Origin of the sequence: Colwellia polaris (assembly GCF_002104515.1) — a bacterium.
Classification (GTDB): domain Bacteria; phylum Pseudomonadota; class Gammaproteobacteria; order Enterobacterales; family Alteromonadaceae; genus Cognaticolwellia; species Cognaticolwellia polaris.
On record NZ_NBOE01000002.1, the window covers coordinates 40473 to 58285 of the forward strand.

16 protein-coding genes are annotated in these 17813 nt (G+C 37.6%); 7 read left to right on the forward strand and 9 right to left on the reverse strand.

All coding sequences use genetic code 11. The annotated features are described in order from the left end of the window. Positions 1 to 268: 268 nt before the first annotated feature. Entirely contained in the window at positions 269 to 691 is a 423-nt protein-coding gene (locus B6A32_RS04635; RefSeq protein WP_085301582.1) for a hypothetical protein, read from the reverse strand. A gap of 411 nt (positions 692 to 1102) precedes the next feature. Continuing rightward, positions 1103 to 2056, reverse strand: a complete 954-nt coding sequence (locus B6A32_RS04640; protein WP_233131322.1) for an alpha/beta hydrolase family protein — start codon at positions 2054 to 2056, stop codon at positions 1103 to 1105. A gap of 600 nt (positions 2057 to 2656) precedes the next feature. On the opposite strand from B6A32_RS04640, the gene folA reads away from it, so the two are divergent. After that, the gene (folA, locus tag B6A32_RS04645) at positions 2657 to 3160 is read left to right on the forward strand and encodes a type 3 dihydrofolate reductase (RefSeq protein WP_085301584.1); all 504 of its coding nucleotides are present in this window, start codon (positions 2657 to 2659) and stop codon (positions 3158 to 3160) included. A gap of 370 nt (positions 3161 to 3530) precedes the next feature. Here folA and B6A32_RS04650 read toward each other — a convergent pair whose 3' ends face one another. From B6A32_RS04650 to B6A32_RS04680, 7 genes are all read right to left on the reverse strand, one after another. Then, complete coding sequence (locus B6A32_RS04650) at positions 3531 to 5549, reverse strand: methyl-accepting chemotaxis protein (protein ID WP_085301585.1); 2019 nt, start codon at positions 5547 to 5549, stop codon at positions 3531 to 3533. Positions 5550 to 5716: 167 nt separating this feature from the next. Continuing rightward, positions 5717 to 6529, reverse strand: coding sequence for a symmetrical bis(5'-nucleosyl)-tetraphosphatase (locus B6A32_RS04655; RefSeq protein ID WP_085301586.1), 813 nt, complete (start codon positions 6527 to 6529; stop codon positions 5717 to 5719). Between the two features lie 9 nt (positions 6530 to 6538). Then, positions 6539 to 6931 carry a Co2+/Mg2+ efflux protein ApaG gene (gene apaG, locus B6A32_RS04660; RefSeq protein ID WP_085301587.1) on the reverse strand — a complete coding sequence of 131 codons (393 nt, stop codon included), beginning with the start codon at positions 6929 to 6931 and terminating at the stop codon, positions 6539 to 6541. Further along, positions 6924 to 7745 carry a 16S rRNA (adenine(1518)-N(6)/adenine(1519)-N(6))-dimethyltransferase RsmA gene (gene rsmA, locus B6A32_RS04665; RefSeq protein ID WP_085301588.1) on the reverse strand — a complete coding sequence of 274 codons (822 nt, stop codon included), beginning with the start codon at positions 7743 to 7745 and terminating at the stop codon, positions 6924 to 6926. Before rsmA ends, apaG begins: the two co-directional genes overlap by 8 nt. Continuing rightward, positions 7742 to 8752 (reverse strand): 4-hydroxythreonine-4-phosphate dehydrogenase PdxA, encoded by a 1011-nt coding sequence (gene pdxA, locus B6A32_RS04670; protein WP_085301589.1) that lies wholly within the window; start codon positions 8750 to 8752, stop codon positions 7742 to 7744. The genes rsmA and pdxA overlap by 4 nt, the downstream gene beginning before the upstream one ends. Next, entirely contained in the window at positions 8752 to 10053 is a 1302-nt protein-coding gene (surA, locus tag B6A32_RS04675; RefSeq protein ID WP_085301590.1) for a peptidylprolyl isomerase SurA, read from the reverse strand. Before surA ends, pdxA begins: the two co-directional genes overlap by 1 nt. Before the next feature lie 21 nt (positions 10054 to 10074). After that, positions 10075 to 12354 carry an LPS-assembly protein LptD gene (locus B6A32_RS04680; protein WP_085301591.1) on the reverse strand — a complete coding sequence of 760 codons (2280 nt, stop codon included), beginning with the start codon at positions 12352 to 12354 and terminating at the stop codon, positions 10075 to 10077. Positions 12355 to 12497: 143 nt separating this feature from the next. Between B6A32_RS04680 and B6A32_RS04685 the strand changes: the two genes are divergently transcribed. From B6A32_RS04685 to B6A32_RS04710, 6 genes are all read left to right on the forward strand, one after another. Next, positions 12498 to 13493, forward strand: a complete 996-nt coding sequence (locus B6A32_RS04685) for an aminoglycoside phosphotransferase family protein (protein ID WP_158088449.1) — start codon at positions 12498 to 12500, stop codon at positions 13491 to 13493. Between the two features lie 42 nt (positions 13494 to 13535). Further along, positions 13536 to 14207, forward strand: coding sequence for an N-acetylmuramate alpha-1-phosphate uridylyltransferase MurU (gene murU / locus B6A32_RS04690; protein WP_085301593.1), 672 nt, complete (start codon positions 13536 to 13538; stop codon positions 14205 to 14207). 34 nt (positions 14208 to 14241) lie between these two features. Continuing rightward, positions 14242 to 15051 carry a co-chaperone DjlA gene (djlA, locus tag B6A32_RS04695; RefSeq protein WP_085301594.1) on the forward strand — a complete coding sequence of 270 codons (810 nt, stop codon included), beginning with the start codon at positions 14242 to 14244 and terminating at the stop codon, positions 15049 to 15051. 171 nt (positions 15052 to 15222) lie between these two features. Further along, on the forward strand, positions 15223 to 15513 hold the full coding sequence (locus tag B6A32_RS04700; RefSeq protein ID WP_085301595.1) for a DUF2607 family protein: 291 nt from the start codon (positions 15223 to 15225) through the stop codon (positions 15511 to 15513). Positions 15514 to 15608: 95 nt separating this feature from the next. Beyond that, positions 15609 to 16895, forward strand: coding sequence for a hypothetical protein (locus B6A32_RS04705; RefSeq protein WP_408607658.1), 1287 nt, complete (start codon positions 15609 to 15611; stop codon positions 16893 to 16895). Continuing rightward, a complete protein-coding gene (locus B6A32_RS04710; RefSeq protein WP_085301596.1) occupies positions 16879 to 17796 on the forward strand; it encodes a metal ABC transporter solute-binding protein, Zn/Mn family in 918 nt (305 codons plus the stop codon). Before B6A32_RS04705 ends, B6A32_RS04710 begins: the two co-directional genes overlap by 17 nt. Positions 17797 to 17813 lie beyond the last annotated feature (17 nt).

The following is a 17813-nucleotide window of genomic DNA, read 5'->3' on the forward strand; positions in this document are numbered from 1 at the left end:
ATGATCATTTGGATACTTTGCTGGCTTTATTTAAACCTGTTATTACCTTCTGTGGAGTTATAAAAAATATTAAAGGCAATTTAAGCCAAAACTTAAGATATGTTTATGGGGTTGGTTTAAGTTCAAAGTAGGCACTAGTAATTTTATAACTAATGACTACTGTGAACATTGGCTATATTTCAACGAACCTGACCTTGCAGACAGGCTTTTTATGGTTACAAAGAGACTGCTTTCATGTCAGAACGCTAAATATTACTAGTTATCGAACTCAGGGCGTGTTGTTATAAACTGTTTTAACCGCATACCCTTGATACTTCAATACAAAATCTTTCGCTTGAGCTAAAGTTTCAGGATATGGAACGCTATCACAGCCATTTTTAACGGGCCTAATTTTTTGAAATACAAAACCATGCTCGATAAGATACTCTACTTTTTTCCATTGTGAAGTATCTGATTTTTTAGGTGGCTTGAAATGACGACCAACACATATCGCAATACCATCACAAATAGGACAATCTATAGATTTGGGGTAATGGCATGGCTCAAGATTATATTGACGCATATTCGAAGTTCGGCAAGAACAACAAACATAGGATAAGGAATATTCAGGCCCTTTTTCTTTAACTTGAGGTTTAGGCAGGTCTCTATAACCTGCTTCCCTTCTGAGTTCCATTTTCTGATGCTTATCCATGTCAGATTACGCCTTATTTAGGATGAGTGTCCAGTTAAGTTCGATGCTCAGAAAACTCTGCAAATAGACAACATCCCCCTCATTTACATACTGAATAGTCCTACTAAAGCAAAAATAATCTTCCCTTTCTATGTTCGATTATTTTATACAGTAGTATGGGTGGCTTAATAATATAGTAGAATTTCTCTTTTAGAAAAAACAGCCACAAAAATTATTAAAAATCAAACCCAAAAACGCGTTCCTACGCGAAATCTGAGGCTATATCCCACTAAAAAATGACTTTTAAAGGCTGTATGAACTTAAATTTCATCTGTCCTTTTCCACTTTGGAGAAATTCTACAGCCTCAACGCCCAAATAATAGGCAAATATCAGTTGGTTAAAATAAGCGACGCAGGAGCAAAAACCAACTGTTATTTGTCCTGATTAATTTGCTTGTTAGCTTTCTGGTTGCTGATCCATGCATAGACTCTCTCATTAACTTCACGCATTATTGGAGAGCTACATGAGTTGGCATAGCTCAATATAGAAGGTTCTTCTTTTTGAAACCTAAGCATATGATCCATACCCTCAACAACATAGGTTTCTGTTTGGTTTGGGGATACTTCTGAAATTAAAAGTGTATCATCTGGATGGCACTGGAAATCCTTGCTACCTCCAATAGCTAGTATTGGATGCCCTGAATTTTTCAAGAATGACTTAACGTCATAGTTAAATGTCTCTCGATAAAACTTAGTGCTCACCCTAGAAAAAGAAACCCACATTCTCTTGGCTTTTGTTTTTTCTACCTTACGCCTGAGCTTTATCATGGTCTCTAATGGGGTTTTAGAATATAGAAATAATCGGGCTAATTTTCCTTTTAAACCTGTCATTTTATTTAAGTCACGATTAAGTACTTCGGCGTTTTTTACGCCATCTTCTTCAAAACTTCTTAAACTGGCACATAACATTATTATACCAGCAAGGTCATGCTTTTTCGATGCAACTTCAGGAGCTAAGACAGCGCCTTCACTGTGTCCTAGCAAGTAAATTTGTTTAGAATCTACATCGTCTGCTTGCTTGCTAATGTAGTCAATTGCAGCACAAGCATCTTCAACCATTTCAGATAAACCAGCAATTTTAAAACACCCCTCACTTTTTCCAATGCCCCTTTTGTCATATCGAAAAGAAGCGATTCCTTTTTCGGCTAAAAATTCTGCAATGTATTTAAAGATTTGAGTGTTAAAACCTGACATATTCCCATCTCGATCTTGCGCGCCACTACCATGAACCATGATGACACAGGGTAAAGATGAATCACCTTTAGGAACTGTAAGCGTACCTGAGAGGAGAATTTTATCCGATGGAAAATTTACTTCTGAATGCAAACCAAACTCCATTTGAAAGCTAACAATTTAATAGGAGGTAACTTGCCTCTTTTACAGCAAAAAAGTTTCTACCTTATTTATTTTATATATTAATAACAAATCTTTGCAGCCAACACCACTACTTACCTACAGATAAAAACAAGAATTTCGCTAATAGACGAAATGAGGCAAGTTGCCTCATTTCATGACTTGGTGGAAGCAAGTTACAACTGCATTTAAATACTCAGTTATGAAACTAAATTACGAATAGGAAGATGTAGCATCAATGTCCGCTTTAGGCCCTTTAAGCCTTTAGCTTTTAAATCACCAACGGCAACTTTGAGCATAAAGCGGAAGTAGGGGGGATCAAATTGCTAACTTGCAGCTAAGCACTAGAGATCTTTAAAATGGCATGTTGAACCTCAGCCATTGCGGCTGAAAAACCATTTCTTAAAACAAGTGAATACTGCTAGATACGTGTTGAGCTAATAGGCATCGTCGCAAACCATAATGCTTTACGTTTGAAAGAAGAAGCGTAAACCACAAGATTGCATTTTTGTTGTTTTCTTTAATAACGTATAATATCGAAAAATTTAGTGTGTTGAGAATTAGACAAACAATATGACCATACTTTCTATGATAGTAGCGCATGCCAATGATCGTGTTATTGGTAAGAATAATGATATGCCTTGGCACTTGCCGGCAGATTTAGCCTACTTTAAAAAAACTACATTTGGTAAACCCATTATTATGGGGCGTAAAACCTTTCAGTCGATTGGTAGAGCATTACCAGGACGTAAAAATATTGTGATTTCACGAGACAGTAATTTTAACTTTGCTGGGGTTGAAGTTGTCAACTCTGTAGAAGCGGCGTTAGCGTTAGTTAATGACTTTGAAGAGGTGATGGTTATTGGTGGCGGTGCAATATATCAGCATTGCTTAGCAGCAGCACAGCGATTATATATTACGCATATTAATGCTAACGTTGATGGCGATACATACTTTCCTGAATATGACTTAGCTATTTGGAAAAAAGTAGCGAGTGAAATTCGACCTAGCGATGAAAAAAATCAATATCAGCTGGATTTTGCAGTTTATGAAAAAGTGTCGGCTAATACTAAATAAAAAATAAGTTAATTTTTTACTCATTTTGTTCATACATAAATAGAGCAGTTAATAAATTGATCTAACTATAATATCAATTGAAATAAATAATCGAGCATTTTAAGGCGGTTTAAATCGTCAATAACTGCGTTGTTTTCAATCACACACGCCCGCTACTATTCTATAATATGCTCCTGTAATGCGCTAATGACTTACCATTATCGATGTAAGAATCGATCAAGCGCCTTGCTACTGGAAATTTATCCTCGTTTAAAATTGATCGATTCATTAAATCAATTGGTATAACACGCGCTGCATGGGCTAATTTTTATCGTTATAAAAAAAGAGCGCTTAGCACTCTTTTTTTATTTAGTTATTTGAAAAATATAATTTAAATTTTAAATTCTTGCACTGAATGTTGTAACTCTTCAGCTAAACGCGCAACTTCACTGCTCGACTCAGCTGTTTGTTTTGAACCTGCTGTCGTTTGTTCTGCAATTGCTACAATAGACTCTAAGTTTTCACTAATTTCATGGGCAACAACACTTTGCTCCTCTGCCGCTGTAGCAATTTGAGAGCTGCGATCAAACGCCTCATGCACGGCATGGGTGATAGTATCAAGTGCTTGTTCGGCTTGAACACTTTGTTCTACACAGTTAGTCGCCTGCTTTTTACCTGTTTCCATTACAGACACTGCTTTCTCTGCACCGCCTTGTAATACTTCAATCATGTTTTGAATTTCTTGAGTAGATTCTTGTGTTCTACTTGCTAGTGTTCTTACTTCATCGGCAACAACCGCAAAACCACGGCCTTGCTCACCAGCACGAGCCGCTTCAATAGCCGCATTTAGTGCTAATAAATTAGTTTGCTCTGCAATACCCCTAATAACATCAAGAATACTCCCAATAGACGCGCTATCTTGCTGTAATTTATTAATAACTTGTGAAGCCGACTCAACTTCGTTAGCCAACAATTCAATGGTTTGTCGATTTCGACCAGAAATCACCTTAACACGCTCAGCTTCGTCATCAGCTTGCTTAATTTCACCAAGCGCATCATTTGCACTTGATAAAACACTTTGTGCGGTACTGCTCATTTCTGTTGTTGCTGATGCTGCTTGCTCTACTTGAATACGCTGCTCTTCTATTGCAGTTGTACTTTGCGCTGTTACGGCAGAAGTTTGTTCTGCTGCTGTTGCTAGCTGAGTTGAACGACTAACAATACTTTGAATTAGCATACGTAGGCTTTCAATCAATAAATTACAATTGTGAGAAAGTTGTGCGAATTCGTCATTGCCACTTTCATCTAATTTACGTGACAAATCACCCGATGCTACAACATGAAGCATTTCATTTACGCGTCTTAGCGGACGAGTAATGCTGGTTAACGTAACCCAGGCAATAATGATGGCTAAAGCAATCGAAATAAAAGTGATTATGGACGTATTGCGGGTACCAGCAGATACTGATTTTTCAATTAATGCACTTGCTGTTATTGTTGTTTTATTTGCTAATTCAACTTGCTTATCTAATATTTCGTTTGCACTATAAATACCATCTTCAGCTAATTTTAAACTTGTAGTGGCGGCTGAAATCGCAGAGAGTTGGTTATTTTTGTTTGTGAAAATTTTTTTACTACCACTAATGTAAGCTTGAAGTGTTGAAAAACTATCGGTTAGGTCATCTGCAATATTTGGAGTTCCTTGCAGTTTTAGTTCACTGACTACATCTATGACTGATTTTTCAATGTCACTGAAGGTGTTTTCTATCTCATGACTTACTAAGGTAGCAGACTGCTGATCTTTTATTTCACGATACTCAAAAGATGAGCTCACAATGCTATTTAACAGCATTTCTAAACGCTCAGCTAAACTAACTGCACGTTGTAACTTAGTAGAGGCTAGGTCGTGATCACCAAGATCTAATAAAATAGTTGCGGTATCATCAGCACTTTCTTCTATAGCATCTATTTTTTCAGTCAGTGTAATATACTGTTCAATCGAGAATTTTCTATTATTGAGGACACTTTTTATTTCTTTGTCTAACTTATTATAAATGGGATCAATTTTATGTAAATTGCTCAGAAGAGTAGGTTCGTTTTGTACTATGATTTTCAGTTTATCTAAATGCTCTCTAAAATCGACAGTTTCATTATTAAAAGCTTTTTGATTTACTGCAAGTGGTTCTAATGAGGTTTGATAATACGCACGTAATGTAAGATTACCAATGCTCGTAAGATCCTTAGCTAATATATTGCTTTCTTTTAAAGTGGGTATGGCTAGCTCGTCTTGTTGCTTTGTGGCATCACTAATAGTATTTAAACTATTCCAAGATATTACACTAGTTAGAATGAGTAAAACTGAAATAATGGTAAAACCACCAATTATTTTCATTGCTACGGTTAATTTCATAGAGCCCACCAAGATATATATTAAGTCATTATTTGCTCGCACTTTAATTCGAAAATGGAAATGTGTTTGAGCGTTAATTATTATTAGACTACAAAGGAATGTAGGTTAAGTATTCAGGTTAGTATAACAAGCTAAATTACATTTTAAACTAATGGTATGCTTTATATTTAACTTTTATGTGATTGCTCAGTAAATATTTTTTTATCATGCCATCTGATCATTGTCATGTGTTGCCCCCAAACACAGCCAGTATCAAGCGCATAGAGGTTTTTAGCACTGCATTGGCCCATTAACGCCGCCCAATGACCAAATACCCAATTTGTTTTGTCGCTAAGGTGTTTAAACTTAAACCAAGGTGTTAATTCTTTCGGCGCATCAGCAGGAGCTTCTTTGCATTTAAAGTCTAAGCTACCGTCGGCGTTACAATAACGCATACGTGTAAGAGAGTTAATGGTAAATCTAAATTGTTCTAGTTCATCTTCTGCGTGCAGCCAATTCGATGGTTGTTCACCATACATGTTATTTAGCCAAGTGGTACTTGCTGAAGAAGTTAAGTGTTGATGTGCTATTTTTGCTTGCTGGAGTGCAATGGTTGGGGTCCATTGTGGTGATATGCCAGCATGACTCATGTAAGTTTCTTCATGAGGAAGTTTTTGAATCAGTGGTTGTTGAATTAGCCACTGCATTAATGCTGGAGCATCTGAAGCGGATAGCAGGCTTGCTAATAAATCTTGTTTTTTTACTTTTTTAATCCCCTGGTAAACAGCAAGTAAATGTAAGTCGTGGTTACCTAAAACTACTTTCGCATTATTACCTAACGACTTAATAAAACGTAATGTTTCAAGAGAGTTTGGACCGCGGGCAACAAGATCACCCGCGATGTAGAGCTGGTCACTATTATTGGAGAACCCAACCTGAGTGAGTAATGCATTTAGTTCGCTAAAGCAGCCTTGAATGTCACCGACGAAATAAATAGCCATTGTAGCTCACTAGTTCAGTATATTGGGTTTTGCCAATCGAAATGGTGGTATGTCAACTTGGATGAGTTCAGCTGAATGGGTTTGCATTTGATAGTGTCCTTGCATATTGCCTAAAGGAGACTTCAGTACGCAGCCACTCGAGTAAGTAAAGCTTTCGCCAGACTTAATATAAGGTTGTTGACCAATTACACCTTCACCTGCAACTGTGTTAGTTTCACCATTTGCATCAGAAATTAGCCAATACCGGCTAAGCAACTGCACGGTTTCAGCGCTATTGTTTTTCACCGTGATGGTATAGCTAAAAACAAATTGTTGATCTGCTTCGATAGACTGCTGTGCAATAAAGTTGGTAACAACATCTACGTCAATATCAGTTGAGTAAGCTACTTTTGTATTACGCATTTTCTAAATCTACTGGGTTGTCAGTAACGAAGTTAGCAAGCATAACAAAATCAGCTAATGCTAGGTTTTCAGGGCGTAGTCCAGGGTCTATGCCTAATTCAGTTAACTGTTCAGCAGAAATTAATTTTTTGAAACTGTTACGAATAGTTTTTCTGCGTTGATTAAAGGCAGCCAAACAAACTTTGTTAAGTGAATTAATATCTTTAACTGGGTTTTTGATGGTTTTATGCGGTATTAAACGCACGATAGCTGAATCAACCTTTGGCGCAGGTTTAAATGCTTCAGGGCCTATCTCCATTACAGGGATCACTTGGCACTGATATTGAGTCATAATCGATAAACGCCCGAACGCTTTGCTGTTTTCACCTGACGCCATACGCTCTACCACTTCTTTTTGCAGCATAAAGTGCATGTCTTTTACTTTGTCTTTAAAAGTAAGCAAGTGAAAGATTAAAGGTGTAGAAATATTGTATGGCAAGTTACCAAAAATACGTAATGGCTTGTCACTACTCGCTAATTGAGAAAAATCGAACTTTAGCGCATCTTCTTCATGAATAGTTAGCTTTGAAGCTAAAAAAGGATGATGACGAAGTCTATGGGCGAGATCTCTATCTAATTCAACAACATTAAGGTGACCAGCTCGCTCAATAACAGGCTCGGTAAGTGCGCCTAAACCAGGACCTATTTCAACTAAGTTTTCACCCGGCTCAGGGTTTATAGCATCAACAATGTCGCTAATAATTGCATCATTATGTAAAAAGTTTTGTCCAAAGCGCTTTTTTGCTTGATGACCTAAATGGGAGTTTTTGCTCATAGTGTATTTTGCTCTAATGCATCTTTTTCGTGATTATTCGCCAAGGTAATTGCAGTATTTAACGCTTCGTAAAAACTACCTGCATCTGCTTGGTCGGTGCCGGCTAAATCGAAAGCTGTACCATGATCTACTGATGTTCTAATAAATGGTAGGCCAAGGGTAATGTTTACCGAAGCGCCAAAACCTTTGTATTTAAGTACCGGTAAACCTTGATCATGAAACATGGTTAAAATTGCATCGGCGTTATTTAAATATTTTTCTTGGAATATAGTGTCAGCAGGTAAAGGCCCAATAAGATTCATGCCTTCTGCACGTAACTCTTCTAAAGCTGGGATCATTACATCTATTTCTTCACGTCCAAGGTGGCCGTCTTCACCCGCATGTGGATTAATACCACAAACATAAATTTTAGGATCGGCTATGCCAAACTTTTTGATTAAATCTTTATGTAATATTCGGGCTACTTTCTGCAGTCGTTCGTGGGTAATTGCTTTAGATACATAAGCTAAAGGAATATGTGTAGTCACCAACGCGACTCTTAAACCTTCTGTTGCCAGCATCATAACAACGTCAGAACAATTAGCTTCATGGGCAAAATATTCTGTATGGCCACTAAAGGCAATGCCCGCTTGATTAATTAAGCCTTTATGAACGGGGCCAGTAACGACAGCGTCGAATTCACCGGAAATATTTTTTTCACTTGCAATACGTAAAGTTTCTACAACATAGCGGCCATTATTAGGGTTTGCTACACCAGCTTCGCAAACATCTTCTAATGGCACGGGTAACACAACCAGTGTTCCAGCTTTATGCGGGGTTACTTCGTCATTGACGTTGTATTGCTTAATAGTAAGGGGCAAATTTAACAGCTTTGCCCTTGCAATTAATAGTTCAGGTGATGCAACCGCAACCATTTGAATTGGCCAATCTTGCTGTGCCACTTTTATCATCAGGTCTGGGCCAATGCCTGCAGGTTCACCTGGCGTTATTGCAATTCTTTTTAACACTACTTTTTACCTGTTTCTATAATTTCTATATAGGCTTCATCGCGTAGTTCTTTAATCCAACGCGCACCTTCCATACCAAACTTGCGATTATAAAGCAGTTGGTAAACACGGTTTTCATTCATTTGCTCTGTTGCATCTAACGTTCTACGACCCGTTAATTTAGCAATATGCCAACCAAATGATGAACGAAACGGCTTATGTACTTCATCAATATCTAAACTGGCCAGTGCCTCAGAAAATGCGGGGTCATATTTGCTTGGTTCTGACCAACCTAAATCACCACCACGAACAGAAGTAGGGCCTTCAGAATGTTCTTTAGCAAGTTCAGCAAAATCAGCTTCGCCAGCGTTTAATTGATCAACAAAGCTTTGTAATAAAGCTTCAGCTTTAGCTTCGCTAAGTATAATTGAAGGCTTAATTAATATATGGCTAGCTTTAACTTCTTCAATTTCGACAACTTGACGACCACGAACATCGACTAATTTAACAATACTAAACCCTAAGCCGGTTCGTATTGGACCAAATACACTGCCTTTTTCTTGACCTGCAACGATTTCAGAAAACAGTGTTGGCATTTCATTAATCGTTTTCCAACCTAAATCACCACCTTCAAGCGCGTTCGAACCACCTGACGATGTCATGGCTATATTGGTAAAGTCGCTACCGTTTTCTAATAACTCTAATACAGTCTCTGCACGTACTTTCGCAGCACTAATATCTGCTTGTTTAGGGTTGTTAGGAAATTCAATTAAAATATGCCCTAGGCGATATTCAACATCAGCGCTCGTTTGCTCTTTCATTACATCCATTAAATTGGTAATTTCTTGCGGAGAGATATAAATGCGACGACGTAAACTTGCGCGTCTTACTTCTCCTGAAATTAGCTCATTTCGAACACTTTCACGATATTTTTCGTAAACTAAGCCATCTGCTACAAGTGCTTGGCGGAATGATTCAAGCGATTGATTATTTTCTCTTGCTAAATTAGCTAAGGTTTCATCAAGTTGGGCATCACTTACTTGAACACCCATGCGTTCGCCCAGTTGAGCGATAATTGCATCGTTGATCAACTTATCCATGACTTGAATTCGTAATGCGCGATCAGACGGTAAGGTTTGGTTATTTTTCTTCGCTTGCAAAGTAATGGAGTTAATAAGATCTTTAACTTCAGATTCTAGCACTACACCACTGTTAACCACTGCAGCTACTCGGTCTAGCTCAACTTCTGCAGCTAAACTTTGCTTAGGCGCGCTTAAAATAAACATTGAGCTAAGAAGTATTAATTTAAATGAATTTTTCATGTAACGTAAATTTCTTTTTAATTAGTTATTGAGGAAGTAAGGGCGTTTATAGCCGAATATACTTGAATTAAACATATCTCCAACACTGTCGGAAGATTTAGTGCTATTTATGCCATTATATACAAATTGAATATTAAAACTGCTATCAAATGCATCGCGGTTTTCATTTATGTTAAGGCCATCGTCAATTTTAGAGTTTATGTTGCGATGATAGGTAAAACGAATTCCCCAACAACAACTACTATACTCAAGACCTGCATAGCTTTCTATACTGCGCTTGCCTTGTAAATCTTGTGTAAACCGACCAACAAGTTGCCAGCGCTGGGCTATTTTTACATTCGTTGCCAACGACATTTGTTCTAACGACTCTCCTGAGACATCACGAGCGTAGCGATGGTTCAATTGAATTGTTTGATTATTATCAAATAAATAATCTAATGTGGTTTGACTTTTATTGGTAACGCCTAAATCGGTGTTGTATTGAATGTCAGAACTAAATTGCCAATTGCGACTTAAATTTATAAAAACATCGGCGGCTAATGCTGATTTATCAACTAAAGAGTCTTGCTCAGATTGGTCAAAGTTACTTTCATTGAAATAAACAATACGCCCTAAGCTAAAGCGCAATACTTCATTGTTTTCAGCAGTGAGTAGTCGACTTGTTATACCCCAAGAAACCTGATTGGCTTGAGCTATTCGGTCGATTCCGCTGAAGCGTCGGTCACGGAATAAGCCGTTGTAGTCATCTTGTAACGTAGTGGTATCGTATATGCCAATGTTGCTTTGATCTTTTTCTGGTATGTATAGATATTGCAACTGTGGTTCAAGTGTTTGGTTATACTCACTATTAAATAAAGCTATTTTACGGTCGAAGTTAACACCACCGTGTAGCCTAACTTTCGGTAACGTTCGGCTAACATTTTTGTCTAATAAGCTATTGGTAGCCATATTTTTTTGGTTGTAATTTGTTTGTAGTACTTTGAGTTCTGAATTTAGAAACCATGCCGGTGTAACAATAGGGTAAAGTAAACCCGCTTCAGCATGGTATCTCTGCGCGGTAGGTTTGGTTGGATCTGAACTGTCAAAACTTGAAAACTCACCATAAAGATCAAAAATACCACCAAAGTCATCAAATGTTTGTTGGCGACTGGCTTCTATTTGGGGCAATGTTTTATAACTCAGTTGATGGTTACCTAATAACTCGAAATCTTGCATTTTTATGGTTGTTTGCCAGTTATCAGCAAAATAAGCCAATTCACCTATTTGATATAGGTATGCATCATTAGCGTTAAATTGGCTACTGCCTAAATCAACCAGGTAGTTATCATCACTTATGGTGGTGTAATCAACATGGGCTCTAAACCTTTCTGAAAAAGTGCCAATGTGTTGAATTCGGGCTAGGTAACGTGAATCATCGTTATTGTTTAGTTTGCTATCTTTATTAAGATATTCAATATCAATTTGGCCTGATTGTAAGCCTTCTAAATATCTGAACTCAGTAATTAATTGCGTTCCTCTCTCTGACATGTAACGCGGTGTAATGGTGGCGTCCATGTTTTCTGCGATGTTGACATAATAAGGAATTTCAACTTCTAAACCTGAGCTGTTCGAAGTACTGATTTTAGGGTAGAGCAAACCTGATTGGCGATCTTCACCAATAGGCATAGTTAAGTAAGGTAAATAAAAAACAGGCACATCAAAAAGACTAAAGCGAGCGTTGTATGCTTCTAATGATTTTTTATCGGAAGAAATAGTAATTTCACTGGCACGCATTTGCCAATCAGGCACGGGGTCATAACAAGTAGTAAAACTTGAGTCGACAAAACTCATTGTTTTACCCTTACCATCAATAGTTATCTCTTTAGCATGTCCGTGACCAGGAGAGCCATTTAACTGATAAGAAGTTGAGGTTAACGCGGTAGATTTTTTTAATTGGTTTATGTTCAATGTTTCGGCAAAAATATCTATGCCTTTGTTTTGAAAATGTATATCACCATTTGCGTTAACGCTTGATGTACTTCTATTTACTGACAATTCATCTGCAACTATTGATCTATCTTGGTTCAGTAAAGTAACACCACCGGTAAATGTTGCATATTCACCTTTTTTAATATTTGACGTTGAAGATAAAATGGTAAAACTGTCGTTTGATTGCATACCTGTGGTATCAGCAATATTTGCATAAAATGGAATTGGGCACTGACTAGCAATGTTTGTATTTATTTCCGAATCTTGCGCTTTACTATCGAAGGAAAACGAGATGAGACAAAAAAAAGGGATTTTATTTAAGGAAAAACGCATTTATTATCCGGGTAATTTACTTGAAAAATACAAAGCTTAGTTTCAATTCAGCATTTTAACGCTAAAGGCAATAATAATATAGCAATTTTCATTAGCCTGCGAATTAGTTATATTGGCACTATCATTTTTTAGAGATTTTTCTATTGAGTAATTTAAGAACTACAGCGTTAACGCATTGGCTTGAAAGTAAATTTTCAACGCAAAAAATAGACTTGTTGCCATTGACAGGTGATGCCGGCTTTCGACGTTATTTTCGCTTTACATACCAAAACGAAAGTTATATTGCTGTTGATGCACCCGTAGCATTATCAAATAACCAAGCATTTTTAACTGTTCAACAAATATTGCAAGATGTTGGTGTTAATGTGCCTACAATTATGCAGGCTGATCTTAAGTTAGGTTTTCTGTGTTTGAGTGATTTTGGTGACCTAGTATTAGCAGATAAATTATCTCAGGCTAATATGAATCAATATTATGCTAAAGCGATAGTTGAATTGAATAAAATGCTAACCTGTGCAACAGCATCGGTTGAAAATTTACCCCTGTATGATGAAAAGTTTATCTTTACAGAATTAGAGATATTTAATGAATGGCTACTCGAAAAGCATTTAGGTATATATTTATCTGCCGATGAAAAAGTAGTGTTGAAGCGCTGTTTTGATGAATTAGTTTCAGCCATTGTTGAACAGCCTAAAACATTTATGCACCGTGACTATCATAGTCGCAATATTATGCAGCTTAAGAATGATGAGCTGGGCATTATTGATTTTCAAGACGCGGTTAATGGGCCGGTTATCTATGATTTAGTATCATTATTAAGAGATTGTTACGTACGTTGGCCGAATAACCTAATCGCCCCCTTAATTGAACACTACCGCTTGCAAGTACAAAATTATTTCCCTAGTGAGACAATTACGAAAGAAAAATGGCAATATTGGTTTGATTTAACCGGATTGCAACGCCATATCAAAGCCAGTGGTATTTTTGCGCGCTTGTACCACCGAGATAATAAAGCAGGGTATTTGGGTGATATTCCACTTACTTTGAGCTACATACAAGATGTGAGCGCGCAATATGATAAACTCAGTTTTTTGCATGAGTTGGTGAGTAAGCGGGTAATACCGGCACTAACAAAATAACGGCATCTTGCTATTTTTTAATAAAATTTTGGATTTTTATTCATGAAAGCTATGATATTAGCAGCAGGGCGTGGTGAACGAATGCGTCCACTAACCGATAGCTGCCCTAAACCGTTATTAACAGTTAAAGGTGTGCCGTTAATAGAACATCATATTAAAAATTTGGTTGCGGCCGGTATTAAAGATATTGTAATTAACCATGCTTGGCTGGGTCAGAAAATTGTTGACTACCTTGGTAGTGGCGAGCAGTTCTCGGCCAATATAAGTTATAGCGAAGAGCCTGTTGCACTTGAAACGGCTGGTGGCATTATTAAAGCACTACCTATGCTAGCTGAACATGAAAAAGATATTTTTTTGGTGATTAACGGCGATATTTATTGTGACTTTAATCTCCAACAGTTACCCGCTTTGGCTGAAGCGTTTAATGGGCATTTGTTCTTGGTTAACAATCCAGAGCATAATCCTAATGGTGATTTTATAATGGCCGATGGTATATTGGCTAATCCGAAAAATAATAGTCAAGAAGCATATACTTTTAGTGGTATTGCCCTGTACAGAAAGCAATTTTTTCAGCAAGAACAACAAGGTGTTCAGCCTTTAGCGCCGATGTTAAGAGGGGCTGCTGAACAAGGTGAGATTTCAGCAAGTTTAATAACTAGCGCTTGGACAGATGTTGGCACACCGGAGCGTTTAGCTAAGCTAAACACTATTTAACCATTTTATATTTAATTAATGATTGAGTTTTACAATGCGAATTTGGGGTAAAGTTTTAGGTTTTATATTTGGCTTAATGCTGAGTAAAAATATTTTTGGTGCACTATTAGGTGCATGGCTTGGGCATAGGTTTGATAAAGGCGTTGGTCTAAACTTCAACTCTTTAGGTGGTGCTAAAAGTGATGCTGATCGTCAAGCTATTTTCTTTTACAGCAGCTTTTCAGTCATGGGGTATATTGCCAAAGCTAATGGGCAAGTAACACAGCATGAAATTGCCTTTGCTACCGCTTATATGGATAAGTTAGGGCTAAAGGGAGCAATGCGACAGCAAGCTCAAGATGCCTTTAGAGACGGAAAAACCACAGGGTTTCCTCTTACCGAACGTTTGAACGAGCTAAGATCTGTAGTAGGGAATCGCCAAGATTTGTTATTACTTTTTTTAGAAATTCAAATTCAAGTTGCATTTGCGGATGGAGACTTAGACCAAGATGAACGAGAAGCGCTACATCAAATTGCTCATGGCTTAGGGTATTCAGTACACGAATTAGATAAATTATTAGAGATGATTATCGCGGGTGCTAACTTTCATCAACAAGGGCAACGTGGAACAAACCAAGGTTTTGCACAATCTGGCAAACAGCTTGAAAATGCTTATAAAGTGCTTGGTGTTTCAGAGCAAGACAGCGCGGCAGACATTAAAAAAGCTTATCGTAAATTAATGTCGCAGCACCATCCTGATAAATTGGTGGCAAAAGGCTTACCACCTGAAATGATGGAAACAGCAAAACAAAAAGCACAAGATATTCAAGCAGCTTATGAGTTAATTAATGCACAAAATAAATAAAACTCTTTGAGTTCATCAGCATATATTGCAGTAATTTCTACTTAAGAATAAACACCATAAATACGATGTAATTGCTTTTTTATGTGCTAAACAACATATCAGCGGCTTGCATGCTTAGTGGCAAGTCGCGTAAACTAATGCCGATTTTGATTTATATCTTGGATAGCACAAATGTTCATTTCAGTAACTAATAGGCGATTTATCGCAATCTGGCTTAGTGCCATATTGTTAGTATTGTCTGTGGCTGCTGCTGCACATAGTGTTGAACACGTAGATGATGGTGTTAAAAAACACTGTACGTTGTGTTTTCATCAACATCAATTCGATCAAGTACTACCGCAGCAAGATGCCAATCTTGACTTTAATAGTCAACAAGTAGAAACAAGCGAAACTGCTCAACCAATATTAACATTAGTTCATCAGGTTAATTACCTAAGCCGCGCACCACCAAAAAATCTTTAAAGCTAATTATTTAACAACTTTTTTAACATAGCCAACTTGCCAATTGAGTAAGTGGGTTGGTGTATTCGTATATAATTTATTTTAGAGATTTCCCAATGAAAAAATTTCAACTGGCTTCACGTGCTGTATCTAAAGATATTACTAGCCGTTTAACTACAATTTCTCCGAGCAAAGTTACAGCCGCTTTAATCATGTCTGGCGCTTTCCCATTACTTTCGTTCGCCGAAACACCTACAGTGTCTGACGTTAATGTTAGTGCTATTTTAGATGGTTATTATCAAAGTGAAGATCGCCTAATGGCTGAAAGGTCTAAAGGCTTTGGCATAGGCGAAACTGAGTTAGCAATTAGTGCCAACATCGATGATATGTTCTACGGTAAGCTTACAACTGTTTTTGAGTCACACGATGGCGAAAGCGAAGTTAATGTAGAAGAAGCATTTATACAGACGATGGCATTACCTAATGGTTTCAGTGTTCGAGCGGGCCGATTTCTATCTGATATTGGTTACTTAAATAATCAGCACCTTCATACTGACTCATTCACTAGCAGACCAAGTGCTTACCGTGCATTTTTAGGTAACCATTATTTCGATGACGGCTTAAGAGTAAGCTATATTGCGCCAACAGATTTATATTGGACTATGGGAGCTGAAGCATTTTCAGGTGATAGTTTACGTGCAGAAGATGAAACTGGTGAACGCGAGTTTGATAGCACAGGTGTTTATACCTTGTTTACAAAAATTGGTGGCGATATAGGCGTTGAAAGCTCATGGCAATTCGGCCTAAGTTATTTGCGTAATGAAAATGGTTTGTTAACTGCTGAAGATCATGACGAGCATGATGAACACGATGAAGAGCATGAAGAACATGACGAGCATGGTCACAGTCACTCTGCAGCCTATACAGGTAAAAATACCTTTGTTGCCGACTTTGTTTATAAGTGGGCGCCTAATGGTAACTATAAATATCAGCATCTAACACTTAGTGCTGAATATTTTAGAGTCAGCGACTTTATGGTGCCTGAACTAGATGAAGATCATTTAGATGATGATCATTTAGAAGAAGAGCACCATGAAGAAGGTAGTGGAAACGACTATCATCAAGCATGGTATGTTAGTGGTGTTTATCAATTTTCGCCAAATTGGTCTGCTGGATTAAGATACGGCAAACTAGATACTCAATTATTACATGAAGAACATTTTGATAAACAAACGCTTAAAGAAACTGAATTTAGCGTGGCATGGCACAATAGTCACTTCTCAACAGTGAGAGTTGAATTTAGCCATCAAAGTAATACTGGTTTTGAAAATGCTGATAATGACAACGTAATAACTTTACAATATGTAATGGCACTAGGAGCACATAATGCGCATCAATTTTAAACTACTTTTGAGTGGCGCTTTATTAACTTTGAGCCACAGTGCTTTCGCACAAATGAATATTTTTACGTGTGAACCAGAATATGCCGCCTTGGCAAAAGAATTGGCCCCTTCTGCGAAAATTTATTCTGCAACGACAGCGATGCAAGATCCACATCTTGTACAAGCACGTCCTAGCTTAATCGCTAAAATGCGCCAAGCTGATCTTGTCGTTTGTGCTGGCGCAGAGCTAGAGGTAGGTTGGTTGCCTATGTTACAAATGAAAGCAGCTAATTCTAAAGTACGAAATACTGATGAAGGTTTGTTTTTTGCCGCTGATCATGCAGAAACACTAGACAAAATGACAAATGTTGATCGCAGTATGGGTGATGTTCACCGTGCTGGAAATCCACATTTACATTTTTCACCAAAGCGTATGCTTGATATTGCAAAGGCACTTACCGATAAGTTAATTCAGCTAGATACAAAGCAAAGTGATTTGTATCAGCAGCAGTTATCAAGCTTTACGGCGAGATGGCAGTTAGCTATGAAAAAATGGCAGGAAAAATCGGCTCCGTTGAACGGCATGAAAGTTATTGCTTATCACTCAACGTTTCGTTATTTGTTTGCTTTCACTGGTATTGAGTCTGTTGCTGATTTAGAGCCTAAACCAGGGTTACCACCAACAAGTAGTCATCTTGCTCGCTTATTAAAGCAAGCCAATAGCGGTGATATTTCAGCTATTGTTTTGGCCTCTTATCAAGATCAACGTGGTGCAAAATGGTTAGCAGAAAAATCAAATTTACCTATTACAGTTCTACCTTTATCTGTAGGTGGCAATGAGCAGAGCAAAGATTTGTTCAGCCTTTATGACAGCGCGTTAGATTTATTAATCCAAATAAATAACACACAGAAAAGCTCGTGAAGACGATAGGTATTCTC